The 23576-nt window shown below is 55.3% G+C and carries 26 protein-coding genes and 1 tRNA gene; 14 read left to right on the top strand and 13 right to left on the bottom strand.

Annotation, left to right across the window (positions count from 1 at the left end):
* Nucleotides 1-10: 10 nt before the first annotated feature.
* The gene (locus tag DFR30_RS11915) at nucleotides 11-433 is read left to right on the top strand and encodes a DUF6524 family protein (protein ID WP_132973531.1); all 423 of its coding nucleotides are present in this window, start codon (nucleotides 11-13) and stop codon (nucleotides 431-433) included.
* Nucleotides 434-448: 15 nt separating this feature from the next.
* Here the strand turns inward: DFR30_RS11915 and DFR30_RS11920 are convergent, their stop codons facing one another.
* On the bottom strand, nucleotides 449-859 hold the full coding sequence (locus DFR30_RS11920; RefSeq protein ID WP_132973533.1) for a hypothetical protein: 411 nt from the start codon (nucleotides 857-859) through the stop codon (nucleotides 449-451).
* 112 nt (nucleotides 860-971) lie between these two features.
* Between DFR30_RS11920 and DFR30_RS11925 the strand changes: the two genes are divergently transcribed.
* Nucleotides 972-1406 carry a winged helix-turn-helix transcriptional regulator gene (locus tag DFR30_RS11925; RefSeq protein ID WP_132973535.1) on the top strand — a complete coding sequence of 145 codons (435 nt, stop codon included), beginning with the start codon at nucleotides 972-974 and terminating at the stop codon, nucleotides 1404-1406.
* A 7-nt stretch (nucleotides 1407-1413) separates the two neighbouring features.
* Here DFR30_RS11925 and DFR30_RS11930 read toward each other — a convergent pair.
* From DFR30_RS11930 to DFR30_RS11955, 6 genes are all read right to left on the bottom strand, one after another.
* A tRNA-Thr gene (locus DFR30_RS11930) sits at nucleotides 1414-1489 on the bottom strand.
* Between the two features lie 110 nt (nucleotides 1490-1599).
* Complete coding sequence (locus DFR30_RS11935; RefSeq protein WP_207891895.1) at nucleotides 1600-2865, bottom strand: inorganic phosphate transporter; 1266 nt, start codon at nucleotides 2863-2865, stop codon at nucleotides 1600-1602.
* Between the two features lie 10 nt (nucleotides 2866-2875).
* Nucleotides 2876-3556 (bottom strand): TIGR00153 family protein, encoded by a 681-nt coding sequence (locus DFR30_RS11940; protein ID WP_207891967.1) that lies wholly within the window; start codon nucleotides 3554-3556, stop codon nucleotides 2876-2878.
* A 137-nt stretch (nucleotides 3557-3693) separates the two neighbouring features.
* Nucleotides 3694-4125: a Fur family transcriptional regulator gene (locus DFR30_RS11945; protein WP_132973539.1), complete on the bottom strand. Its 432-nt coding sequence runs from the start codon at nucleotides 4123-4125 to the stop codon at nucleotides 3694-3696.
* Nucleotides 4126-4168: 43 nt separating this feature from the next.
* The gene (thiO, locus tag DFR30_RS11950; protein WP_132973541.1) at nucleotides 4169-5275 is read right to left on the bottom strand and encodes a glycine oxidase ThiO; all 1107 of its coding nucleotides are present in this window, start codon (nucleotides 5273-5275) and stop codon (nucleotides 4169-4171) included.
* Between the two features lie 27 nt (nucleotides 5276-5302).
* On the bottom strand, nucleotides 5303-5710 hold the full coding sequence (locus DFR30_RS11955; protein ID WP_132973543.1) for a type IV pilin protein: 408 nt from the start codon (nucleotides 5708-5710) through the stop codon (nucleotides 5303-5305).
* A gap of 123 nt (nucleotides 5711-5833) precedes the next feature.
* On the opposite strand from DFR30_RS11955, the gene DFR30_RS11960 reads away from it, so the two are divergent.
* The 11 genes from DFR30_RS11960 to DFR30_RS12010 all read left to right on the top strand — a co-directional run bounded on the left by DFR30_RS11960 (nucleotide 5834) and on the right by DFR30_RS12010 (nucleotide 15887).
* On the top strand, nucleotides 5834-6373 hold the full coding sequence (locus DFR30_RS11960) for a GspH/FimT family pseudopilin (RefSeq protein WP_132974472.1): 540 nt from the start codon (nucleotides 5834-5836) through the stop codon (nucleotides 6371-6373).
* Nucleotides 6367-7095 (top strand): prepilin-type N-terminal cleavage/methylation domain-containing protein, encoded by a 729-nt coding sequence (locus DFR30_RS11965; protein ID WP_132973545.1) that lies wholly within the window; start codon nucleotides 6367-6369, stop codon nucleotides 7093-7095. Before DFR30_RS11960 ends, DFR30_RS11965 begins: the two co-directional genes overlap by 7 nt.
* Nucleotides 7096-7133: 38 nt before the next feature.
* Complete coding sequence (locus DFR30_RS11970; RefSeq protein ID WP_132973547.1) at nucleotides 7134-8150, top strand: pilus assembly PilX family protein; 1017 nt, start codon at nucleotides 7134-7136, stop codon at nucleotides 8148-8150.
* The gene (locus DFR30_RS11975) at nucleotides 8150-8557 is read left to right on the top strand and encodes a type IV pilus modification PilV family protein (RefSeq protein ID WP_132973549.1); all 408 of its coding nucleotides are present in this window, start codon (nucleotides 8150-8152) and stop codon (nucleotides 8555-8557) included. Before DFR30_RS11970 ends, DFR30_RS11975 begins: the two co-directional genes overlap by 1 nt.
* 208 nt (nucleotides 8558-8765) lie before the next feature.
* A complete protein-coding gene (locus DFR30_RS11980) occupies nucleotides 8766-9287 on the top strand; it encodes a GspH/FimT family pseudopilin (protein WP_132974473.1) in 522 nt (173 codons plus the stop codon).
* A gap of 30 nt (nucleotides 9288-9317) precedes the next feature.
* On the top strand, nucleotides 9318-9833 hold the full coding sequence (gene pilV, locus DFR30_RS11985) for a type IV pilus modification protein PilV (RefSeq protein ID WP_132973551.1): 516 nt from the start codon (nucleotides 9318-9320) through the stop codon (nucleotides 9831-9833).
* Entirely contained in the window at nucleotides 9830-10798 is a 969-nt protein-coding gene (locus DFR30_RS11990; RefSeq protein WP_132974474.1) for a PilW family protein, read from the top strand. The genes pilV and DFR30_RS11990 overlap by 4 nt, the downstream gene beginning before the upstream one ends.
* Before the next feature lie 21 nt (nucleotides 10799-10819).
* Nucleotides 10820-11380, top strand: a complete 561-nt coding sequence (locus DFR30_RS14365; RefSeq protein WP_165869197.1) for a pilus assembly PilX family protein — start codon at nucleotides 10820-10822, stop codon at nucleotides 11378-11380.
* 67 nt (nucleotides 11381-11447) lie between these two features.
* A complete protein-coding gene (locus tag DFR30_RS12000) occupies nucleotides 11448-15089 on the top strand; it encodes a pilus assembly protein (RefSeq protein ID WP_132973553.1) in 3642 nt (1213 codons plus the stop codon).
* Nucleotides 15090-15110: 21 nt separating this feature from the next.
* A complete protein-coding gene (locus tag DFR30_RS12005; RefSeq protein ID WP_132973555.1) occupies nucleotides 15111-15446 on the top strand; it encodes a hypothetical protein in 336 nt (111 codons plus the stop codon).
* A gap of 12 nt (nucleotides 15447-15458) precedes the next feature.
* The gene (locus tag DFR30_RS12010) at nucleotides 15459-15887 is read left to right on the top strand and encodes a type IV pilin protein (protein ID WP_132973557.1); all 429 of its coding nucleotides are present in this window, start codon (nucleotides 15459-15461) and stop codon (nucleotides 15885-15887) included.
* Here DFR30_RS12010 and ispH read toward each other — a convergent pair.
* Genes ispH through murJ form a run of 6 tightly spaced genes read right to left on the bottom strand, consistent with a single transcriptional unit; the run spans nucleotide 15865 to nucleotide 23199 of the window.
* Nucleotides 15865-16818 (bottom strand): 4-hydroxy-3-methylbut-2-enyl diphosphate reductase, encoded by a 954-nt coding sequence (ispH, locus tag DFR30_RS12015; protein WP_132973559.1) that lies wholly within the window; start codon nucleotides 16816-16818, stop codon nucleotides 15865-15867. The genes DFR30_RS12010 and ispH overlap by 23 nt on opposite strands.
* Before the next feature lie 58 nt (nucleotides 16819-16876).
* On the bottom strand, nucleotides 16877-17323 hold the full coding sequence (locus DFR30_RS12020; RefSeq protein WP_132973561.1) for an FKBP-type peptidyl-prolyl cis-trans isomerase: 447 nt from the start codon (nucleotides 17321-17323) through the stop codon (nucleotides 16877-16879).
* 1 nt (nucleotide 17324) lies between these two features.
* Nucleotides 17325-17792: a signal peptidase II gene (lspA, locus tag DFR30_RS12025; protein WP_132973563.1), complete on the bottom strand. Its 468-nt coding sequence runs from the start codon at nucleotides 17790-17792 to the stop codon at nucleotides 17325-17327.
* Between the two features lie 15 nt (nucleotides 17793-17807).
* A complete protein-coding gene (gene ileS, locus DFR30_RS12030; protein WP_132973565.1) occupies nucleotides 17808-20654 on the bottom strand; it encodes an isoleucine--tRNA ligase in 2847 nt (948 codons plus the stop codon).
* A complete protein-coding gene (ribF, locus tag DFR30_RS12035; protein ID WP_132973567.1) occupies nucleotides 20651-21589 on the bottom strand; it encodes a bifunctional riboflavin kinase/FAD synthetase in 939 nt (312 codons plus the stop codon). The genes ileS and ribF overlap by 4 nt, the downstream gene beginning before the upstream one ends.
* 44 nt (nucleotides 21590-21633) lie before the next feature.
* On the bottom strand, nucleotides 21634-23199 hold the full coding sequence (gene murJ / locus DFR30_RS12040) for a murein biosynthesis integral membrane protein MurJ (protein WP_132974475.1): 1566 nt from the start codon (nucleotides 23197-23199) through the stop codon (nucleotides 21634-21636).
* 104 nt (nucleotides 23200-23303) lie between these two features.
* Here murJ and rpsT point away from each other — a divergent pair, with 104 nt between their 5' ends.
* Complete coding sequence (gene rpsT / locus DFR30_RS12045) at nucleotides 23304-23570, top strand: 30S ribosomal protein S20 (protein ID WP_132973569.1); 267 nt, start codon at nucleotides 23304-23306, stop codon at nucleotides 23568-23570.
* Nucleotides 23571-23576: the final 6 nt, after the last annotated feature.

The following is a 23576-nucleotide window of genomic DNA, read 5'->3' on the forward strand; positions in this document are numbered from 1 at the left end:
GGTATACAGAATGGCTGCAAAAAGCTTCCGTTTTACGGATTTCCTGATTCGCTTCCTGGTGGCGCTGGTACTGGTATTCGCCACTTACAATCCGTCCCGCTATTCCCTGTATCACTGGTTCATCCAGACCCCCGACAAACTTGATCCACTGCTGGCGTTTGCTGCCGTGGTGGTACTGATCGGCTGGGTGGTTTACCTGCGCGCAACAGTGCGTTCGCTGGGTGTAATCGGCACCCTGCTGGCATTTGCCTTCTTTGCCACGCTCACCTGGCTAATGATTGATTACAACATCCTCTCTGTTGAGAACATAAAAGTACTGACCTATGTCGTACTGGTCATGCTGGCAGCCATCATAGCGACGGGCATGTCATGGTCGCACATACGCCGCCGCATGTCCGGACAACTGGATGTTGATGAAGTTGACGGGGACTAGGCATCCGCCTGCCGACTAGCCAACCGGACCCGTCAGACGCTTTCGCATATCAGGGCGGCAGGCAAGTACGATAATCGCGACATGCATTGCGCTGGCCGCAAAAAACATCGACGACCCCATCAGCTTTATCATAAAGAATTCCGGCCAGGGATTCGTTGTCTGGATTGCGAATGCAGATAACGCATCCCAGACAGCCAGCGAATTCCAGACAATAATCACTGTCCAGACCCACATACCGGTTTTCCTCAAAATCAGGTACGCGACCCATAGCCCCGTAACGCCTATCACCGCATCGCCAACCAGGGGCATCAGCCACGCAGGCGGCGGGTCACCCGGCATGCCTCCACCAACGCGGTGAATAAAAGCCAGTGTCATGGCTCGCCCGGATAACATCAACGTCAGAAACAGAATGATTCTTTGATTCATTTTCAGCTCCCTGATTACGTTATCTTGCAATCTACTTGCATTGTGCAAGTAGATTCATTGTAGCCGAGTACTTGCATTTTGCAATCGCTTATTTTTCAGTACACTTCGATTTATGAAAAAACACGAAAATCACAACAGCGGCAAATGCCCGATTACCTTTGCGCTGGATATATTCGGCGACAAATGGAGCCTCATCATCCTTCGGGATATTCTGTTCAAGGGGAAAAAATACTATGGCGAATTTCTCAACTCACCCGAGAAAATTTCAACCAATATACTGGCGAGCCGCCTGAGCAAGCTGGAGTCCGAAGGACTGATATCAAAAACGCAGGACTCGAAAAACCTGTCGAAATTTATTTACCGGCTCACCTGCAAGGGGAAAGACCTGCTCCCTTTACTGCTTGATATGATCGAATGGAGTGTAAAGTACAACCCTCAACCCGACACACCTGACAACGTTATCAATGGCGCTCCACGCAACCTGCTTACCAGGCTGCACAAGGACCGGGAACGACTGCTCAACGAGATCCTGAGCAAACTGGAGTAGAAGGAAATGGTGCCGGAAAGAGGAGTTGAACCCCCGACCTTCTCATTACGAGTGAGCTGCTCTACCGACTGAGCTATTCCGGCAATGGAATGATGCTGTGCTGTGAGGCCAGCCAGCGCACTGTGCACAGGAACCAGCGAAGACGCATATTACCCTGCTGGTGGCATTTTTACACCCCGAGGCGCAACCTCAGCTAGCTGAAAATGCCTTTCAGCATATAGAAGAACACGATCGCCAGCAGCCCGCCAGCAGGCAGCGTAACAATCCAGGACATGAAAATGTTACGGATCACGGTCAAATTCAACGCTTCCATGCCACGCGCCAGACCGACACCGAGGACGGCGCCGACCAGCGTGTGGGTGGTGGATATCGGCAGGCCGGTACCGGAAGCCAGTACAACCGTGGTGGCCGCCGCGAGTGTGGCGGCAAAGCCCCGGCTTGGCGTCAACTCGGTGATATTATTGCCCACCGTGGCAATCACGTGTTTGCCAAACATTGCCAGTCCAAGCACGATACCTGCGCCGCCCAGTAACAGCACCCACATCGGCAGCATGGATTTTGATGCCACTTCACCACCGCTCTGCACGATACCGACTACCGCTGCCACTGGCCCGATAGCATTGGCGACATCATTTGAACCGTGCGCAAAAGCCATCGCGCATGCTGTCACGACCATCAACACACTGAACACACGCTCAACGTTGGTGTAGTGAAAATCCTTGTCGACCGAAGGATCAAGCTGGATGCGGTTGACAAAATATCGCCCGACGAAAAACATCACCACGCCGACGGCAAAAGCGTAGCTGTAATTTTCCAGCATGGTATTTTCCAGCCCGAGGTGCTTCAGGCCTTTCAGGAAAGTAACCAGCGAAATAATGAAACCAACCAGGAAGATATAATAGGGCACGTATTTCTTGGCATTACGGAACGGCTCTTCGGTATTCAGAATCAGCTTCTGTACGCTTCGAAACAGTGAATAGGCTATAAACCCGGCCAGCAGGGGTGAAACCACCCAGCTGGCCACAATGGACATAACCTTGTCCCAGTGCACGGCATCCATGCCGATGCCAACCATGGCAAAACCGACGATTGCGCCAACGATAGAGTGCGTTGTAGAAACCGGCCAGCCATTTTTTGAGGCGATCAACAGCCAGATACCCGCTGCCAATAAAGATGCCAGCATGCCGTAGACCAGCAACTCGGGCGAAGCTGACAGCATATCGGCATCGACAATGCCTTTGCGAATCGTCTTTGTTACCTGCCCGCCGGCCAGTATGGCGCCGGCAAATTCGAACACCGCGGCTATCAGCACGGCCTGCTTGATGGTCAGCGCTTTGGAACCGACCGATGTTGCCATGGCGTTGGCAACATCATTGGCGCCGATACCCCAGGCCATGAACAGGCCAAATACACCGGCAAGAATCAGGAAGACCGCACCATAGGTCACAATAATATCCATGCGTGATCCCTTATCTGGCCAGCATCAGCTGCAAACGACTTCCGACACGCTGTGCGCGGTCGGCCACATCACCTGTCCAGTCGATAATCTTGTACAGGAACATGGCATCGATCGGATCGAGTTCTTTTTCTACCGCAAAAATCTTGTGGCGAATTTCGGCCTGCAGCTTGTCGGTATCACTCTCGATGGAGTCGAGCTTGCTGATCATCTTGACGACCAGCTTGACTTCCTGACCACTGAAGCCGGTACCTACCAGTTCGTCCAGCTCGTTGATCGCACGGTTGGCCTGCTCGCAGGCATCCACGCAACGCTCGACGTACCTCATATAATCCTCGTGGATATTCTTCGGCAGCACCATGTGCCGTCCGAGAATCACGCCGGCGATATCCTTGGCACGGTTGGCGATGGTGTCCTGCATGGTCAGCACTTCCAGCAGGTCGCGGCGCGACACCGGCATGAACAGTCCCTTCGGGAGATGAAGGCGGAGCTGTTTTTTCATGACATCAGCTTCTTTCTCCAGGTCAGAAATCTTCTTCTGCACCTTCGCGACTTCGTCCCAGTTTTCCTTGATGACGTTTTCGAAAAGAGGAATCAGCTTTGTTACGCAGGCCATGACTTTTGCCATGTGCTGCTGCATGGGCTTGACAGGTGAACTGCCAAAAATCCCGGACATGTAACCACCACCAGCCATACTCATTTCCTCCCGTCACCTTCGCGTGGAAAACAGCCGAATAACACCCAGCCTCGCGCGCATTCTAACGGCAAGTTTTCAGGATTGCATTGATAATATTGGCTTGATTTCCGGACAGGACTCCGGCAGGCACATGCTCAGCGAACCGGTCGAACACGGATCACAACATCCACACCCTCGAGCTCTGTATCTTCGGGTAATTCAGGCAGCTGTTCGGTGAGGATATACTGCGAATCGATATCTGACAGCTCGCCGGTAGCGGTGTTGTACATGTGGTGATGTGGGGTGCTGTTGGTATCGTAAAAAACCCGGGTCGGATCAATGATGACCTCACGCAAAAGCCCCCTGGCAGCGAACAATCCAAGGGTGTTATAGACAGTCGCCTTGGACACCGGCTTGCCGGTGTGCTTCATTTGTTCCAGCACCTGGTCCGCACTGAGATGCTGGTTGCCGGTCAGCAGCACTTGTGCAATATGCACGCGCTGGCGAGTTGGCTGTATACCGACAGCCATCAGTCGTTCGGTTGCAGTGGATTTATCAAGCAACTGTGGAGGAGTAGATGTATCCATGAGTGCAAGTATACGACGACGTTTTAGACGAAGTCTATATTGGCTAATCTGCAGGTTTTTCAGAAACGACGCCCGGTAGATACGCCGTAATGTCAATTTCAGACTGGCCGCGAGTGATCTGGTCCGCCAGCAGGCGGGCTGAAGCCGGCCCCAGCACCACACCATTTCGAAAATGCCCTGCACAAACAAACAGGTTACTCAATTCAGGGTGTACCCCAATCACCGGAACCCCGTCAGGTGTCCCGGGCCTCAGACCTGCCCAATGGCACTCGACAGGCAAATCAGCAAGTACCGGCATCAATGAAAAGGCCGATTGGCTGAGATCATCCAGCGCTTCCTGGGTGGTACATTTTTCAAACCCCGTATACTCCAGGGTACTGCCAAACAATACCCGACCATCCCGTCGCGGGATAACATAGCGCCCATTATGCAGGGTGATGCGCCGCACAAGACCAGGGGGACCACGAAACAGAATCATCTGGCCGCGTACCGGCTGGATCGGTAACGTCAAACCGGTCTCCTCCAGCAAGCCGGCTGTCCAGGCGCCGGTAGCGACCACGAAGGTTGCGGCACTGACTTCACCGTTTGCGGTAAGGGCCGCCCTGACCTGCCCTCCCGAACTGCGCCAGCCGAGGACTTCTGTATCCTGGCAAAAAGTAGCACCTTGCCGCTCCAGTGCAACACGCAGTGCACGTGTCATCCTCGGGTTACGTATCTGACCTACGGTCGGCATCCACAAGGCATTCTCGAATTGAGTCGCAAGTTGTGGTTCTATTTCTTGCGCCATGATCTTATCGACCGACTGTAACGGCATGTTGTAACGCTTCGCCCAGGATTGCGCATCGTTCCGGTCCTCGACATCCGTCATGAGTAAACCGGACCTTTCGAACTCAGGATCAATACCACTTTCTTCCAGCAGCGCTTCCGCCAGAACCGGATAGATCTGCTGGCTCCGGCGTGCCAGCTCATTTACCGAATCCGGATAGCGCCATGGGTACAGGGGCGAAAGAATACCGCCGCCAGCCCAGGAGGATTCACGGGCGGGTTTGCCACGCTCAAGCAGCATGACAGAATAGCCGGCAGCGACGAGTTCGCGCGCCGTCAACATGCCGATAATCCCGGCGCCCACAATTACGACGTCAGCTTTCATGACGTCCATGCTACGCCAAATGCAGGATCAGCGATTCCAGCAGGCCGGGCCTGCATAAGGTGATGTTTCAACGGGGCCCTGCGAGTTGATTGCAAACACCCCGCAATCATCTGACTGTTGCGCACCCTGTGGTGTGGCCTTGCCCAGGTAATCTCCCGCGTCACTGCTTTCGACTTGCAGCTGGTAATAGCCTTCAGTTGACTGGCCGTCCGACCATCCGAGCATATCCGTACGACTTGCATAGGCCGGGTTATCCGCTCGCCAGCGCTGCTGGGCAAGCTGCAACTGTAACAAGGCCGACATGGCATCGCTACGACGGGACCTGGCGATGAAACCATTGTAGGAAGGGACTGAAATGGACGCGAGAATCGCAACAATGGTCAGTGCTGTCAAAAGTTCGAGTAAAGAGAAACCGGGTGCTCTGGACCGTATCATAAGGCAACTCCATTTGCTCAACGGGTAGTCTGCGCGGGGCGCAATCCTTGCGCGCCACGTGAAACCGACTATACTCGGCACGACATACAGGAACAAGTCAAACACCTTCCAGGAGGTCGTATCATGGATGATGCGCAACACGAAGGTTTCACGCTTGTCGAGTTACTGGTTAGCCTGGCCATTGCCGCGCTACTGGCAGCTGTTGCTGCACCTGCCATGGCCCGTTTTCTGGACAACGCGCGACTGCGCGCTGCCACAGGAGACATCGCCCGGGAACTCGTACTGGCGCGAAGCTATGCTTACACATTTCGCAAACCGGTCTATTTCAACATCGCTGTTGCAGATACAGCATGGTGCTATGGATGGGGAGAATCACCCGCCTGCAACTGCAACAGTAGCGATCCCCCCGCCGCTTGTCAGACCCGTGAATCCGGGCTGACCCGGGATCACCTGCAAACCTCGGCAGACTACCCGCAGATCCGCCTGATGTTGACAGGCCTGCAGCGTACATCGCGTCTGGTGCGCTTCTCACCCATACGCGGCACTGCCACGGCAGCAACCCTGTTACTCGAAAACAGCAACAGCCAGACGCGCGTTATTATCAGCATCCTGGGACGTGTCCGTACCTGCTCACCGGACACCGCGAGGTTCCTGGCATGCTGAATATGCCCTTCCTGCAAAAAGGTTTCACACTGGTCGAACTCCTGGTCGCGAGCGTGATATCCCTGGTTGCGCTGTCCGCCATCGTTACCGTCTACGCGGCTACTGCCCGACACACTACCGGAGAACTGTCCCGTGCCGATCTTCGCCAGCAGATGCACACCGTCGCGGAACTCATGGCTTCCGATATCCGGCGCAGTGGCTACTGGGCCTTCGACCCGCTGCTGCAAACCGCCGCCAGAAACCCTTTCGAACAACCGGACAGCCGACTGCGTAGCGGGGCACTGGATGATGAAACGCCGTCATCCTGCTTACTGTTCAGCTACGACATCGATCGCGACGGGCTGGTCGGGAAAGGCCAGTGCCAGGACAATGAATGCGCGCCTGGTTCAGACGATGACAATGTAGAGCAGTTCGGTTACCGACTGAGTCGCAGCCGTCTCCAGGCGCGCTATGGCGGAACCGAAATGACCTGTAGCACAGGTAACTGGCAGACCGTTACTACACCAGGCATCGTCATCAGCGACCTGACCTTTACGCTCTACTCCAACTGTCTGAACCTTGCAGAGCAACAGGTTCCCTGCACGCCCGGACAACCTGCATTGCTTCGACGTGCTGTGACATTCTCCGTAGAAGGCTCACTGATGCAAGATCGTGCAATCACCTTGCGACTGTCACGCTGGATCAATGTGCGCAATGCTCAGTTACTCGAGCCACAGGAATGAATTGCGCAACACACTGTAGCCTGGACCGTCAGCGCGGGATGGCGACGTTGCTGATTGCACTGGTACTGATGATGGCAATAACCGTTATCACACTGTCCGTTGCGCGAACCGGCATTAACCAGGCCAGCATCGACAACAACCAGCAGTGGCATGATCGTCTGTTTGTTGCGGCGGAATCTGCCATAGAGCGTCTGCTACCTGTTGTTTCGACCTTTCCGGAAACGGCATGGAGCAGCCTGCCGGGCAACGAACAGGAAAGCTGGCAACAAAATGAAGATGACGGTCGGGTTAGCACCGAACTTCAAGTCACCCGCTCCCCCTTGCCTCGCCGCTTCCTGACTGTGCAGGCGTTAACGCGCCGCTCGGATGGATCAGGTCCCGGCGTACAGGTTACACGCCGGTTTCGTGAGCTCAGTATTTTATCACCGCTTGCCGAGCTGGCCCCGCCCCTGATTATCCAGGGCTGTCCAACAGATACAGCCGCGAACCAGGAAGTCTATCCCCCGAATGCGGACAGCGACGATGCCGGTACGGCAATCTGGTTGACTGCCGGAGACTGTCCGGTCATCGACATAGACACTCACCAGGGTGCAATCCAGCCCATATCGCTTGCCGGCGAACTCTGGGACGCCCTGTTTACACTGGACCGGGAAGCCTATGCCGAGCTGGCTGGGCAGCAACAGAACCTGCCCGACGATCAACGCCGTTACTGGATTGCCACAACAGACGATCTTGACAGCCAGGGACGCTGGCCCCGAAGTCTTGGCAGCATCGATCAGCACAAGCTGCTGTATTTCCCACCAGAAGTCGGCTGCCCCGGTTTTGCGGCCGGAGTCCGTATCTACGGTGTCGTGTTTATCGATACGCCCTGTATTGGTCCACTCACACTGACGTCTCTTGATATCACCGGCACCTTGATCATCAATGGCCGCGTCAACCCGGGGTCGGGACGCGTTCAGATCGCCAACATTCAGATTGAAGATCCACGACAGGCAGCGCTGCGATTCCCGGCGTTTCGCCTCATTCGTGTCCCCGGCAGCTGGAGGGATTTCTGATGCATCATCGCCAGACCGGCTTCAGCCTCACAGAGGCTTTGATTTCCCTGTTGGTTCTAAGTATTGGCTGGCTGGGCCTGGGACAATTGCAGGCCAGGCTCTCGATCGCCAGCCAGAATCAGGCCAGCACTGCCTACGCCCGGCTAATTCAGTCTGATTTATATGAAAAAATAATGAGTTACGAGCTTTCCGATATCCCCGGGAGTGCTCCCGGGATTGACCCGGTTTCCACGCCTTCCGGCACCTATACTATTCAGCTGTCACGATCTTCAGCTGATCGCCTGAGTACGACTGATATCACCGTTGCATGGGTTGATCTCGATACCGCAAGAAATACAATTATTTCTTCAACATTAAGCAGTTACCCGACACCCTTTGATACTCGCTGGTTGCTGACCCCACCCTGATCACCAGATCACCCAGGCTGACCCAGCCGACCTGATAGCCGGATCATACTTATTACTATCAAGTTTTCTCCAATCAAGCCCCTATAAAGCGGGCAAGCGAAGGTTTTTTTCCGCTATACGGGACGAAAAACGGCCGCTTGTCGCAATTCCTCATCCGCTGGTCGGAATACGATTTACTACGACAAAAAACTGACGTTAAGTACACATCATGAAAAACGAAAACGGATTCACATTGGTAGAACTGATGATCACCCTGGCGATCGGGGCGATCCTGCTGACCATCGGCGTGCCGAGCTTTCAGAACTACATCCTCGACAACCGACTGGTCACACAGGCAAACCGGATCTCAAACGATATCAATATCGCCAGGAGCGCCGCGATTAAATATCAGCGCCCCGGGCAGATTTGTATCAGTTCCGATTCAACCACAGCAACACCCAGCTGCACAGGTGGCACCGACTGGTCGGTGGGCTGGATTGTCTGGGTCGACAAGGACCGCGATGGAACACCGGATGCACCGGGAGAAATTGTAGTCACTGCCGAGGCATTGTCAGGTACAACCACGCTGACAAGTGCCGCACTTGGCGCGATTTCCTACGATTCCCGCGGCTTTGCAACTGATGTCGACACGCTAACACTTTGTGACGACCGCACCGGCGAAGTCGGTCGCAGCATCGACATCCGGGGTGCCGGACGAATCAATATCTCCAGAGACACCACCAGCTGTTAATCACCGGGAAATGATAGCGGATAACGACTCATGCCAAGCACAAGACATATAAATTCATCGCGCCAGCGACAGGGACAACGGGGCTTCACCATGATTGAGGTTCTGGTGACAGTCATCATCCTGTCCATCGGACTGCTCGGTCTCGCAGGATTGCAGGCCACCTCGTTACGCAATAACCAGAGTGCTTTCATACGGTCCCAGGCAACTATCCTGGCCTACGATATTGCTGATCGCATGCGGGCAAATGCAGCAGGCGCTGCAAACGGTGATTACCAGTTTGATACCGGTAGCGGAGCTCCGGGTTCTGTTGCCAACTGCAGCACATCGACCGGTTGTACGAGTGCGGAAATGGCTCAAAACGACCTCAACGAATGGTTTGATTCGGTCACCAATTTACTTCCGGATGGCACCGGAGGCATTTGTATCGACAGTGACCCGGACACTGCAGGTTGCGACGGTGTGGGCACACAGTTCGTCGTCACAATCACCTGGACTGAAGTCGAAGACGGAAGTACATCCACCTTTACCACGAGTTTCAAGCCATGAATATGCAATACACAACCATTAGCCGATCCCGGGAATCCGGATTTACGCTGGTCGAGGTGATGATTGCCATGCTGCTTAGCGTCGTTCTGCTGGGCGGGGTTGTGCAAATCGCTTCCAGCACCAAGGCCAGTTACCGCAGCAACGAAGCTGTCGCACAACTACAGGAAAACGGGCGCTTCGCGACCGAGATTCTTGCCCGTGACATCCGCATGGCAGACTTCTGGGGCTGCGCCAATAACGTCGGCCTGGTGACAAACACACTGAATCCGGGAGCAGGCTCTATCGACTTTGCCGATGGCGGCGTAAACGGCACCGAAGGGGGTGGCGCGCCCGATACGCTGGTGCTGCGCGGTGGATTTGACAGTGGTATACAAGTAGAAGCACCGTTTGGGCCTTTACCTTCTGCCGATATCAAGGTAACTCCCGGTAACGGTCTGAACCAGGATGATATCGTTTTAATCAGTGATTGCACGTCTGCGGATATCATGCAGGTCACCAATGCCAACCCGAGCACCGCCGGTAATATCGTCCACAACTCAGGTGCCGGCTCTCCGGGCAACAGCACTAAAATTCTCTCCAAGGTCTACACCGGCGACGCCACGGTTTACCGTGCCCAGCAGCTTAACTACAACATCGCAGTCGGCTCCTCTGGCCAGCCAGCTCTATTCCGAAACGGCCAGGAGCTGGTCGATGGTATCGAAGACCTGCAGATTCTGTACGGAGAGGACATTGACCCACCCGAGACAGCTGGTTCAGGCGCCGCAAACTACTATGTACCCGCCGACCAGGTAACCGATATGAATAACGTGGTCAGTATCCGCTTTGCACTGGTAGCACGCAGCTACGGAAACAATGTTGCAAATGGTCAAACCTATTCGGTCCTTGGCACATCTGTCACATCCGCCGACAATCGTCTGCGTCAGGTGTATACCTCGACTATCGGCATTCGTAATCGCCTCAACTGACACCTTAAAATGATGACAGCCATGAAAACACAAAACTTACACAGCACAGGATCACGTCATAGTCAGCAAGGCGCTGTGCTTGCTGTTGCACTGATGATCCTCCTGATTATGACCATGATCGGAATCAGCGGCATGCGCGGCACGATTCTCCAGGAGCGCATGGCAAACAACACAAGAGATCGCAACCAGGCATTTCAGGCTGCAGAATCCTCCTTGCGCGACGCAGAAGCTTACGTGGAAACAATTGTAACGACCGGTGCCTTCGACGGCACCGCCGGGCTGTTCGGAGAGGCCCAGGGTGAACCGGATTTCCTGGCAGCGACCACGTGGACCGACAATGCATACTCGGTCGAAGCCGACAATGTACCCGGTTCCGTTAACCCACCCCGCTACTTTATCAAACAGTCCAGCACGATAACCGGCGTTCAGGGAGCTTTAAACCTGTCCGGGTACGGTGACAACAAGGGTATTGGGGATGTAACAACTTTCAGGATTACGGCGCGTGGCATCGGCGCATCACAGGATGATGACGGTGCATCTACCGAAGTGGTATTGCGTTCCTATTACGGACGTATTTTCTGACCGGTATAACCGGAACCGAACACATTACAGATATTGACGAATTTCATCCCCCGGGGGGTAAAAGGCCATGAGTAACACGACAATTTTCAAACTGAATACGCTGACTGCCGGCATCATGACCTGCCTGATGGCATCACCGACATCAACATACGGTGCGCCTGGTAATCTTGCCAGTTCTCCCCTGTTTCTTCAGAGCAATGTTGAACCGAATATCCTGTTCCTGCTGGATGACTCCGGCAGCATGGACTGGGAAGCCATGACCAGGGATTTCTCCAACGGTGGCAGGTTCACAGGCACACAACCTGACGGAAGCAGCCCGGCAGGAAGCGGCAGCGTCAAACACCGTGACAGTAATGACAGTGGAACCGCAAATTGCAATTTCGGCAGTGGCACCTTTAACGGCTATATCTATGGTGTAGAGTTTGGCATCAACAACTATGGCGATAACGCAAACGACTGCAATACCGCAGACGATGAAGCCTGGCGTTTCCGTAACAGTGACTTCAACCCGTTATATTTTGATCCTGCCAAAACCTATGTCCCGTGGTCTGGTGTCGATGTCAACGGCAACCCGTTTATTGATGCACCTGTCACTGCTGCGCCCGCCGACCCTTACAACCCCGGCGGCGAAACAATCGACCTCACCCAGCACAATTCAAACTGGGGAGGTGGTACCGTGCGCTTCACCAGCGATCGCGACACCGATGGCAGCCCGGATGGCTTCCGGTATTACACCTGGACAGACACGGATGGCGACGGGCTGTTCGATGATGGTGAAGAAACCGAGCACCTGGTCAAAAATGAATCCGCCGCGATCCAGCAGAACTTCGCCAACTGGTTCAGCTATTACCGAAGCCGCCACCTGGTCGCCAAGGCTGCCTATGGACAGGTCATCGCATCCACCAATGCTGCACGCATGGGTCTTGTGACACTGCACAACAACAACAATGTCAATACTGCAATCAGCGCCATGAACAGTGATCCGGCCTCCGGCGCAAAGCGCACACTGCTGGATGCGCTCTATACCTTCCAGCCGAACAGCGGAACACCGCTACGTACAACACTGAACCAGGCCGGTCGCTATCTTGCCTGCGAAACAAATAATTTCTTCGGCACCTGCCCTGCTGTTGCGCCCAGTTCCGGAGGAGAATGTCAGCAAAACTTTACTGTCGCCATGACTGATGGATTCTATAACGGTGGATTTGACCTGACCGATAACGCCTCACCATCTGCCAGCAACGACAATGAAGACGGTAACGGAGACAGCAGCTGGGACGGAGCATCCTATGCCGATGCCCAGGGAGACACGCTGGCTGATATAGCCATGCACTACTACGAAACGGACCTGCGCTCAACGGTTACCGATGATGTGCCCACAGTAAGCGGCGTGGATGACAATGACGCACAGCACATGGTGACCTACACCATTGCATTCGGTGTAGACGGCACCTTGACCGCCATGCCACCCAACAAGACAGACGCCTTCGCCTGGCCAAGTCCTTTTGACAACACTGGCGGTCTCAGGGATGCCAGAAGGATCGATGACCTGCGTCATGCTGCCTGGAATGGCCGGGGCGAATTTCTGAGTGCCCAGAACCCGCAAGACCTGATCACCGGAATGCGCAGCGCACTGGGCTCTATTTCCGGCAGAACAGGTTCTTCAGCCTCTGTAGCCTTCAACTCCGGGTCACTCAGCACCAATTCGGAGATTTACCTGGCACTGTTCAACAGTGAAAAATGGAGCGGCGATCTGTTTGCATTTTCACTGGACCCCGTGACAGGTGATATCAGCAACTCAATCACATGGTCTGCTGCGACCCAGCTCGATGCCAGGAATATCACGTCAAACCCCAGAGTCATACTGACTTACGGCGACACGGACAACAATAACGTAGCCGATGAAGGCGTTGCACTGAACTGGGGCAATCTGACTTCCAGTCAGAAAAACGACTTCCGCACAAACTCAAGTGGAACGCTGGATAGCGAATCCACCGGCATGGCAAGACTCGGTTATATCAGGGGTGACAGGAACTGCGAACCCGCATCACCAGGCACCTGTAACTACAATACAGTGGCGCCGGCGTTTTCTACCAAAAGCCTGCGCGAACGCAACAGTCGGTTAGGCGACATCATGCATTCCGGCCCTGTTTTTGCCGGACGCCCGGAGTCAGGCTGGCCTGATATCGCCCCCTTCCCGACCACCAGCGGCAACACATACAGTGAATTTCAGACCAGCCAGGCTTCACGACAGGGTGTTATCTATGTGGGTGGCAATGACGGGATGTTGCATGCCTTCAATCAGGCTGATGGTGAGGAAATACTGGCTTATGTTCCCGGTCAGTTGTACTCGACAAATGCCGCTGAAGGTTTACATTACCTGACAGACCCAAACTACACCCATAGTTACTATGTAGACCAGACGCCCTCAATCGCTGATGCCTACATAAAAACCACGCCTACAGACAGCGTGAGCTGGAAAACCGTACTGGTTGGAAGCCTGCGTGGTGGTGGGCGCGGAATGTTCGCGCTGGATGTCACAAATCCATCCACTTTCTCGGAAAGCAGCAACACACCACAGAACATTGTCATGTGGGAATTCAACAATACGGATGAACCCGACCTCGGCTACACCTTCAGTCGTCCGTCTATCGTCCCGCTGGAAGGTTCCGGGGGAACGGTAGTATGGGCGGCTATTTTCGGAAATGGCTATAACGATACCGGTGACGGCGAAGCAAAACTGTTTGTCCTGTTTCTGGAAGGTGGCCTGGACGGAACATGGACTGTGGGTACTGACTATCTCGAAATCACTACAGGCGTTGGCGACACCAGCAACCGGAATGGCCTGGCCACACCCGCTGTTATCGATAGTGATAGCGATGGCTTCGCTGACCGGGTTTATGCCGGTGACCTGAATGGCAATATGTGGGCATTCGATCTGTCGGGGGCAAACACTACCAACTGGAAATCTGCCTACAAGGCCGGGGCAAACCCTGCGCCTTTATTTATCGCAGGCAGTAACCAGCAAATCACTACAACACCGGTAATTGTCCGCAACGAAAACCAGCCCACCTCGGCTACCAACAAGCCGAATACGCTGGTTATTTTCGGAACAGGGCAATATCTCACTACCGCAGACATCACCACGACTGATACACAGTCCATGTATGGCATCTGGGATTCGGGGACTGACTCTCTTGGTCGCAGCGACCTGGTTGAACAGACGATTTCAACGGGTATCTCGTCTGAAAGCGTGGTTGGGCGAACACTGACCGATGCACCTGTGGATTACACGGGATCGGACTATGGCTGGTACATGGACTTGCCTACTACCGGCGAGCGTTCCATCACGGACCCTGTCATTCGCGGAGACCTGGTGTTCTTCAACACGACCATTCCGGATGCGAACCCCTGTAACTTTGGCGGCACCGGGTGGTTGATGGTTGCAAAGTGGCTGAATGGAGGAAGACCGGATGCGGCCGCCTTTGACCTGAATGGCGACGGCACACTGGACAATCTCGATGAGATCGGAAGTGTGGGTGCTGCCGGCATCCAGGTAGACGGTCTTCCGACTGCCCCGTCCAACCTGGGTAACAAGCGATATGTCGCTACTACTGAAACCACAGGTGGTGACTCAATTGGCGTAACAGATATTGAAAAGGTTGATGGTCCCAATACAGGCCGTTTGTCATGGGAAGAAGTTGAGCTGTAGGGCCAACACAGGAGAGAACAGATGAAACGATTATTCACTCTATGCGGATTTATTCTTAGCCTCTCGCTTTTCGGCGTGACGCATGCCGGAAAGCTGCCTGGATATTATCCTGCAAACTTCCAGGGCACCGGCTTTATTGACCGGATTGATTTCGGTAGCGGAGAAATAGTGGTCAATGACTCATTGCTGGCGCTATCAGAAACTGCCACCGTTAACTCTCTGTCAAAAGCGGGGGATTCACTCGGACGGCTGAGCAAGGGTGTTCACATAGGCTACCGTTACGACAACATCGATGGCCTGAAAGTCATCACGACTATATGGCTGCTACCCGGAAATTATGGCCAGACAAGAGATTAAGGAGTAATTGAGATGCATAAACACTATGGATTTACGCTGATCGAACTGATGATTGTTATCGCCATCGTCGCTATTCTGGCCAGCATCGCCTACCCCTCCTACCAGGACCAGGTCCGCAAGTCACGGCGGGCAGACTGTGAGGGCTCGTTACTGGGTCTCGCGAACGCGATGGAACGCTTCCATACCGCCAACAATACTTTTGCAACGGCAACTATTGGCGCCGGAGCCGGTAACATTTTTCCGAACCAGTGCCCCATAGACGGGGGAACGGCCACTTATGACCTTACGATTGCTGCAGCCAGCGGTTCAGCCTATACGATTCAGGCCGCACCGACCGGCCCGCAAGCCACTGACAAGTGCGGAACACTGACCCTGACAAGCACGGGCCTTAAAGGTGTAACGGCAGCAACAGGCGGCCTCACTGCGGCTGATTGCTGGTAACCCTCAGCGCCTTTGGCATTGCAAAGGTAATCGTCTCTTCGCGGCCGGCCAGTTCCTGAACGCCGGCCGCACCCCATTCTTCAAGTCGACTGATCACTTCGCGAACCAGTACTTCGGGCGCTGAAGCGCCGGCTGTGACACCCACCTTTACCTCACCTTGCAACCAGCCAGGTTCTATCTGCCCGGGACCGTCGATGAGATAGGCTTTCACCCCTCGCTGCTCGGCCAGTTCGCGCAGGCGGTTTGAGTTGGAACTGTTGGGTGAACCAACGACCAGCACCAGGTCAACCTGTTCCGCCAACTGTCGCACGGCGTCCTGGCGGTTCTGGGTGGCGTAGCAAATGTCATTCTTGCGCGGTCCCTCGATTTCCGGGAAGCGCGCGCGCAACGCATCGATCACCTTTGCAGTGTCGTCAACGGAAAGCGTGGTTTGTGTCACGTAACTGAGATGAGTGCCATCACGAACGGACAGCTGTTCTACGTCATCAATAGTTTCCACCAGGTAGATCTGTCCGCCAGCAGAGGCATCATACTGACCCATGGTGCCTTCCACTTCGGGATGCCCCTCGTGTCCGATAAGGATACACTCCCGCCCATCGCGGCTGAAGCGTGTGACCTCCATATGCACCTTGGTGACCAGGGGACAGGTCGCGTCAAATACACGCAGACCTCGCAGACGCGCTTCTTCCTGTACGGCGAGCGACACACCATGCGCACTGAAGATCACGGTTCCGTCATCCGGCACTTTATCCAGTTCATCGACAAACACTGCCCCCCTTTCACGCAGGTTGCTGACAACATAGCGATTGTGCACAACTTCATGACGCACATAGATGGGTGCGCCAAAAAGTTCCAGCGCACGATTGACGATATCGATCGCCCGGTCGACGCCGGCGCAGAAGCCTCTTGGATTAGCCAGTAATACCTGCATAAAAATGTCCTGTCGGTCTGCTTTGGCTGATTATATCCACCTGCCGGGTTGTGCTGTGCTACTCCTCATCAAGTGGAGGGTATTCCACTTCGAGGATATCCACTTCGAAAACGATTTCCCGCCCGGCCAGTGGATGATTGAAATCAACGTTTACACGGTCGTTCATCACCTCCAGGACAGCACCTGGAATTTCCTGCCCGTGCGGGTCGGAGAAGCCGATAATCTGCCCCGGCTCTGGCGACATGCCGGCCGGGAAGGTGGCAAGATCCAGCCACCTGATCGCATCCTCGCGACGCGAACCGAAGGCCTGTCCCGGCATCAACGTCAATGTCTGCTGACTCCCGGCTCGCAACCCGAACAGCGCAAGTTCCAGCCCCTTGTCGAGGACGCCTTCACCCATCACAAAGGTTAGCGGCTCGTCACCAAAGCTGCTGTCGACTTCCATGCCATCCTTCAGTCGCAGGGCGTAATGCAGGGTTACACGACAACCTGCCGTAATCGACATTTCAGTCAGACTCCCGTCGTGCAAACAGGCTGTCCCAGATCAGCAACACGGCCCCGACTGAAATAGCCGAATCAGCGATGTTGAATGCAGGCCAGTAATACTGCTTATAATAAATCTGGATAAAGTCCACCACATGACCCAGCCACAAGCGATCGATCAGGTTCCCGACTGCACCGCCCAGCACCAGCGCCAATGCAACGGAAAGCAGTACCTGGTCCTGCTTCAGACGACGCAACCAGAGGGTCAAAAATACTGCCGCGCCTGCTGAAACAACCACAAAAAACCAGCGCTGCCAACCCGAGGCATCGCTCAGAAAACTGAAGGCCGCGCCCCGGTTATACAACAAGGTCAGGTTAAAAGAGGGGAAAACCGCCAACGGTTCTGCATACGTCAGAACGTTAACCGCCAATGATTTGGTAAGCTGGTCCAACACCACTACCAGCAGGGCAAGCGCGAGCCATTTCTTCACATCGATATCCGGGCGTCAGGCAAAACGCCGCGGCTCCCCGTCGCCATCGACATTTTCAATACAACGACCACAGAGTTCGGGGTGCTGACTGCTGGAACCCACGTCCTCCCGATGGTGCCAGCAACGCACACACTTGGCGTAAGCTGATGGTGTAGTCCGAATACCGAGTTTCGCACCGTCAAGATCAATAGCTATAGCTCCCTCAGGTTGCTCTTCAAGCGGATGTAACCGCGCATAGGACGTGATCAGCACAAAACGCAGCTCATCTTCAAGACGACCCAGCTTCTCCAGCCAGTCATTGTCACAGTACAGGTCAACCTCGGCGTCAAGCGACGAACCGATATCGCCCGCGACGCGCAGTTTTTCCAGTTCCTTGCCGACCGCTTCTCTCAAAGCCAGCACATCCTGCCAGTAGTCCATACTGAAGCGCGCAGTATCCTCACCTCCCGCTGTAAACATTTGCGGCAACTCTGCCCAGGTGGACAACAACACGGATGAATCACGCTCACCCGGGATATTGCGCCAGATTTCCTCGGCGGTGAAACTCAGTATCGGCGCCAGCCAGCGTGTCAGCGCTTCCACGATGTGGTACATCGCCGTCTGTGCTGACCGCCTTGCCACACTGTCGGGCCGGGTGGTGTACTGGCGGTCCTTGATAACATCGAGATAAAAACCACCCAGATCACTGGCACAGAAGTTATGTGCCTTCTGGTAGATATGATGGAACTCATAGGCTTCGTAGGCGTTTGTCACCTCGTCCTGCAACTGTTCTGCACGTGCGACAACCCAACGATCCAGCATCAGCATGTCGGCTGGTTCCAGAAGGTGCTTCACCGGATCGAAACCATTGAGATTGGCAAGCAGGAAACGCGCTGTATTGCGCATGCGCCGGTAGGCATCTGCCGTCCGTTTGAGAATCTCGTCCGACACATTCATTTCATTTCGGTAGTCGGTTGCAGCAACCCACAGGCGCAGGATGTCCGCTCCCAGACTGTTGACCACCTTCTGCGGCGCAACGACATTGCCCTTTGACTTGGACATCTTCTGACCCTTTGCATCCACGGTGAAGCCGTGGGTCAGCACCTGTCGGTAAGGCGCCTTGCCATGCATGGCCACAGATGTCAGCAGGGATGACTGGAACCAGCCACGGTGCTGGTCCGAACCCTCCAGGTAAAGGTCTGCGGGAAAACCAAGTTCTTCCCGTCGCTCCAGCACGCACTGGTGAGTGGTTCCTGAATCAAACCAGACATCGAGAGTATCGGTCACCTTGTCATACTGTTCCGCCTCATCGCCCAGTAAATCGGTTGCATCCATTTCAAACCAGGCATCGATGCCATGACGTTCCACACGCAGTGCAACCTCCTCGATCAGTCGGGCCGTATCGGGATGGAGCTCACCGGTTTGTTTGTGCGTGAACAGCGCAATCGGGGCACCCCAGGTTCGCTGCCGGGAAATACACCAGTCGGGTCGACCCTTCACCATACCTTCAATACGCGCCTGCCCCCAGTCGGGCATCCACTCCACGCCTGCTATTGCCTTCAGTGCAGCCTTGCGCAAACCGTTCTGTTCCATACTGATAAACCACTGCGGCGTGGCGCGGAATATGATCGGTGTCTTGTGTCGCCAGCAGTGCGGATAACTGTGTCGTAATGCCTCGACGTGCACCAGGGCACCCTTTGCTTTCAGTACATCGATGACATCGTCATTGGCGGAAAACACATGCTTCCCGGCAAACAATTCCGTGCCTTCGAGGAAAACGCCGTTTGCACCCACCGGGTTGTCAACCGGAATCCCGTAGCGCTGACCGACCACGTAATCGTCCTGGCCATGTCCCGGCGCGGTATGCACGGCACCGGTTCCGGCTTCGGTCGTCACATGCTCACCGAGGATCATCGGCACTTCGCGATCATAGAAAGGATGAGCGAGCTTCAGATGCTCAAGATCCGCACCTTTGCAATAAGCCAGCACCTTGTACTGGTCACAGTCGTATCGCAGCATGGCATCCTTTAACAATGCCTCGGCAAACAACACGCGCTCGGTGCCATGGCCCAGATCAGCCTGCACCAGCGCATAGTCCAGCTCGGGATTGACAGACACCGCGCGGTTGGCCGGCAGGGTCCAGGGTGTCGTTGTCCAGATCACGACCGACACAGGACCCTCGCCCTTGTGCCCTTCCGGGTGATGGCAACGCGCCAGCAGGGCTTCCTCATCCAGCACCGGAAAACGTACGTCGATAGCCGGCGAGGTCTTGTCTTCATATTCCACTTCAGCTTCAGCCAGCGCCGAACCGCAATCCGTACACCAGTGTACCGGCTTGTAGCCTTTATTCAGGTGACCCGCCGCGATAATACGTCCGAGCGCACGAATGATATCTGCCTCGAAAAGATAGTCCATGGTGAGGTAGGGATTGTCCCAGTCACCCATCACTCCCAGCCGGATAAAGTCCTTACGCTGACCATCGACTTGCTTGCGCGCATAGTCGCGACACTTTGAACGAAAGGTCGGCGCATCCACCTTGCGCCCTACCTTGCCAACCTTCTTCTCGACATTCAGCTCGATGGGTAACCCGTGACAATCCCACCCCGGCACATAGGGCGCATCGAAGCCGCTCAAAGCCTTGCTCTTTACAATGATGTCTTTAAGGATTTTGTTAACCGCATGACCGATATGAATATCCCCGTTGGCGTAGGGAGGACCATCGTGCAGCACGAACTTCGGCCGCCCCTTACCCTGCGACCGCAGGCTGGCATAGAGATCGATTTCATCCCAGTATTTCAGCATTTCCGGCTCGCGGTTGGCGAGGTTCGCCTTCATCGGGAAGGCCGTTTTCGGAAGATTCAGGGTGTCTTTATAGTTACTCACTCGTACGCTCGCTCGCTGAAAAACTGTCGCGCCTGTTCGGCGTCCTGTTGTATCTGTTGCTTCAGCGCCTCGAACGACTCAAATTTCTTTTCGTCGCGAAGCTTGCTGCAAAACTCGACTCCCACGTAATGCCCGTAGATGTCCCGGTCAAAATCGAACAGGTGCGTTTCCAGCACCGTTTCGTTTCCACATACGGTTGGCCGTGTCCCGAGGTTGGCGACACCTTCCAGCGTCTGGCCCTCAAAACCGTGCACACGCACGGCAAACACCCCGCGTACCGGTGACACTGCGCGGTGCAGTCGCACATTGGCCGTTGGAAAACCGATGGTACGACCGCGCTGCTGACCCGGAGCAACCCGCCCGCAAATCGTGTAGGGCCTCCCCAGCAACTGCTCTGCCTTGCCCAGTTCACCGGCGGCCAGCGCTTCGCGGATACCCGTACTACTCACGCGCTCACCAGCTTCTGCCAGTGTATGTGTGCTGACAACTTCAAAGCCATGCTGCTGGCCGGCCTGCTGTAAAAAGGCAAAGTCGCCGCTGCGACCCTTACCGAAACGAAAGTCATCACCGATCACCAGGTGCCGCACACCCAGCCCATCTACCAGGATGTCTTTTACAAAGGCATCGGCATCGCGTTCCGCGAGCCGCTGGTCAAAGCGCAGACAGACCACCTGCTCGACACCCAGCTCATGAAACCGGGTCAGCTTGTCACGCAACCTCATAAGACGGGCAGGCGCTGTATCCGGTGAAAAATATTCCTGCGGTGTCGGTTCGAATACCATCACCGTAGCGGGCAACTGTAGTTCACCTGCACGTGCGTGTAACTGGTTCAGCACCGCCTGGTGGCCGCGATGTACACCATCGAAGTTGCCGATCGTCAGCGCGCAGCCGCGCGGCGCGGCAGGCATATTGTGAAAGCCTCGTATCAGTCGCATCAGTTTACACAAAACCACGGATTATAATGATCACACGCGTCATGTCATGGATTGCCGGTTGCTTTATCCACCGGGGCACGGAAGGTGGACAACTTTACACCCGCCAGTCGCAGTGTCAGCAGGTAGCTGGCCACCCCGGCGAGGATCCACACACCGAGCTGAGTAACACGGCCAATCCCGTCCAGGCCCGACCATTGCAGCTTGTCCGGCATGCCGAAATTGACTACTGCGGCCATCACCGCAACACCCATGGTGATCTGCATCAGTAATCGTGGCCAGCCCGGTTGTGGCCGGTAGGCCCCGGCACGCTGCAACGCTGTAAATAACAGCGCGGCATTGAGCCAGGCCGACAGCGCTGTTGCCAGCGCCAGCCCGGCGTGTGCGCCGGGAATTTTCAGCAGAACCAGCGGCACCACGAACAACACATTCATGACCATATTGGCAATCATGGCCCGTATGGCGATCTTCACCGGCGTTACCGTGTCCTGGCGCGAGTAGAACGTCGGTGCCAGCACCTTGGTCAGCATAAATCCGGGCAGGCCGATCCCGTAAGCCAGTAATGCAAGTGTCGTCATATCGACATCGCTGCCCGCAAAATCGCCATGTTCAAACAGTGTCGACAGTGCCGGGCGTGCCAGCAACATCAGCCCCACCATGGCCGGCACACCGATCAGCAGCACCCAGCGCAGACTGGCATCAACGATGTGGGCGAACTGTTCACTCGACCCACTCGCGTGCGCGCGCGACAGCACCGGCAGAATAACCGTCGCCAGCGCAATGCCAAAAACCCCGAGCGGGAACTCCACCAGCCGGTCGGCATAGTACAACCAGCTAACGCTGCCGGTAATCAGGAAGGACGCCAGCAGGGTATCGAACAGCAGGTTGATCTGCGACACCGAAGAACCAATGATGCCCGGTAGCATCAGCTTCATGATTTTTTTTACACCCGCATTACCCGCACCCCAGCGTGGCCGTGGTAACAGGCGAATACGCGCCAGCGACGGTAACAGGAAGGCCAGTTGAACAAAACCCGCCACAAAAACACCCCAGGCCACCCCCACCATGGGTTCGTCCAGCTGTGGCGATATCAGCAACGCCGCGGCAATCAGAATCACATTCAGCCACACCGGCGTGAAAGCCGCCGCCGCAAATCGCCCGTAACTGTTCAAAATACCCGCAGCAAAAGCGACCAGCGCCATGAACAGGAGATAGGGAAAGGTGAACCTCAGCATGTAGGCCGTCAGATCAAACTTTTGCGGGTCCGCCCAGAACCCCGGCGCAAATACGGTCACCAGCGCCGGGCTGGCCAGCACCCCGACCAACACCAGCAAGCCCAGCATACCGAGCATGGTGCCAGCCACATAATCCACCAGCGCCTGTACTTCGCCATGCTCGCGCTGCGTCCGATATTCTGACAGAACAGGCACGAACGCCTGCGAAAATGCGCCTTCTGCAAATAAACGGCGGGTAAAATTCGGGATCTTGAATGCGACGAAGAAAGCATCCATTCCCGCTGTAACGCCGAAACGTGCCAACACCACGTCGCGTGCCAGACCCAGTACCCGGGAAACCAGTGTCATTGCGCCAACCACGGCCGTACTACGGAGCATTTTTCCGCTCACAAAAGCCCTCCCCGAAGGGCGAAATGATTGACAAATCGAGCGGATTTCCGCATAGTGCCCGGCTCTTCGGAACCAGGAACAGGAGAAAGATTTTGGCAAATTCGGCCCAAGCCCGTAAACGCGCCCGCCAGGCAGAGAACCGCCGCCAGCGCAATGCAAGCCAGCGCTCCATGCTGCGCACCTACATCAAGAACGTCGCCAAGGCGGTCGCCGCCGGTGATGCGGAAGGCGCCCAGGCGGCCTACCAGAAGGCTGTACCGGTCATCGACAAGTCTGTCGGCAAAGGCCTCATTCACAAGAACAAGGCTGCTCGCCAAAAGAGCCGTCTTGGTCAGCACGTCCGCGCGCTGCAAAGCTGATTGCGG

It is taken from the genome of Thiogranum longum, from assembly GCF_004339085.1.
Classification (GTDB): domain Bacteria; phylum Pseudomonadota; class Gammaproteobacteria; order DSM-19610; family DSM-19610; genus Thiogranum; species Thiogranum longum.

Excerpts from the sequence above, each read along its gene's own strand:
- DFR30_RS11975 (WP_132973549.1), top strand. The coding sequence starts at position 8,150 with ATGCATCATCGCCAGACCGGCTTCAGCCTCACAGAGGCTTTGATTTCC.
- DFR30_RS11935 (WP_207891895.1), bottom strand. The coding sequence starts at position 2,865 with ATGGATATTATTGTGACCTATGGTGCGGTCTTCCTGATTCTTGCCGGT.
- thiO (WP_132973541.1), bottom strand. The coding sequence starts at position 5,275 with ATGAAAGCTGACGTCGTAATTGTGGGCGCCGGGATTATCGGCATGTTG.
- DFR30_RS12020 (WP_132973561.1), bottom strand. The coding sequence starts at position 17,323 with ATGTCGATTACGGCAGGTTGTCGTGTAACCCTGCATTACGCCCTGCGA.
- DFR30_RS11965 (WP_132973545.1), top strand. The coding sequence starts at position 6,367 with ATGCTGAATATGCCCTTCCTGCAAAAAGGTTTCACACTGGTCGAACTC.
- murJ (WP_132974475.1), bottom strand. The coding sequence starts at position 23,199 with ATGCTCCGTAGTACGGCCGTGGTTGGCGCAATGACACTGGTTTCCCGG.
- DFR30_RS11955 (WP_132973543.1), bottom strand. The coding sequence starts at position 5,710 with ATGATACGGTCCAGAGCACCCGGTTTCTCTTTACTCGAACTTTTGACA.
- DFR30_RS11915 (WP_132973531.1), top strand. The coding sequence starts at position 11 with ATGGCTGCAAAAAGCTTCCGTTTTACGGATTTCCTGATTCGCTTCCTG.
- DFR30_RS12010 (WP_132973557.1), top strand. The coding sequence starts at position 15,459 with ATGCATAAACACTATGGATTTACGCTGATCGAACTGATGATTGTTATC.
- DFR30_RS11990 (WP_132974474.1), top strand. The coding sequence starts at position 9,830 with ATGAATATGCAATACACAACCATTAGCCGATCCCGGGAATCCGGATTT.
- ribF (WP_132973567.1), bottom strand. The coding sequence starts at position 21,589 with ATGCGACTGATACGAGGCTTTCACAATATGCCTGCCGCGCCGCGCGGC.
- DFR30_RS14365 (WP_165869197.1), top strand. The coding sequence starts at position 10,820 with ATGAAAACACAAAACTTACACAGCACAGGATCACGTCATAGTCAGCAA.
- DFR30_RS12005 (WP_132973555.1), top strand. The coding sequence starts at position 15,111 with ATGAAACGATTATTCACTCTATGCGGATTTATTCTTAGCCTCTCGCTT.
- ispH (WP_132973559.1), bottom strand. The coding sequence starts at position 16,818 with ATGCAGGTATTACTGGCTAATCCAAGAGGCTTCTGCGCCGGCGTCGAC.
- DFR30_RS11940 (WP_207891967.1), bottom strand. The coding sequence starts at position 3,556 with ATGGCTGGTGGTGGTTACATGTCCGGGATTTTTGGCAGTTCACCTGTC.
- DFR30_RS11980 (WP_132974473.1), top strand. The coding sequence starts at position 8,766 with ATGAAAAACGAAAACGGATTCACATTGGTAGAACTGATGATCACCCTG.
- DFR30_RS11945 (WP_132973539.1), bottom strand. The coding sequence starts at position 4,125 with ATGGATACATCTACTCCTCCACAGTTGCTTGATAAATCCACTGCAACC.
- DFR30_RS11970 (WP_132973547.1), top strand. The coding sequence starts at position 7,134 with ATGGCGACGTTGCTGATTGCACTGGTACTGATGATGGCAATAACCGTT.
- DFR30_RS11960 (WP_132974472.1), top strand. The coding sequence starts at position 5,834 with ATGGATGATGCGCAACACGAAGGTTTCACGCTTGTCGAGTTACTGGTT.
- DFR30_RS12000 (WP_132973553.1), top strand. The coding sequence starts at position 11,448 with ATGAGTAACACGACAATTTTCAAACTGAATACGCTGACTGCCGGCATC.
- pilV (WP_132973551.1), top strand. The coding sequence starts at position 9,318 with ATGCCAAGCACAAGACATATAAATTCATCGCGCCAGCGACAGGGACAA.
- DFR30_RS11920 (WP_132973533.1), bottom strand. The coding sequence starts at position 859 with ATGAATCAAAGAATCATTCTGTTTCTGACGTTGATGTTATCCGGGCGA.
- DFR30_RS11925 (WP_132973535.1), top strand. The coding sequence starts at position 972 with ATGAAAAAACACGAAAATCACAACAGCGGCAAATGCCCGATTACCTTT.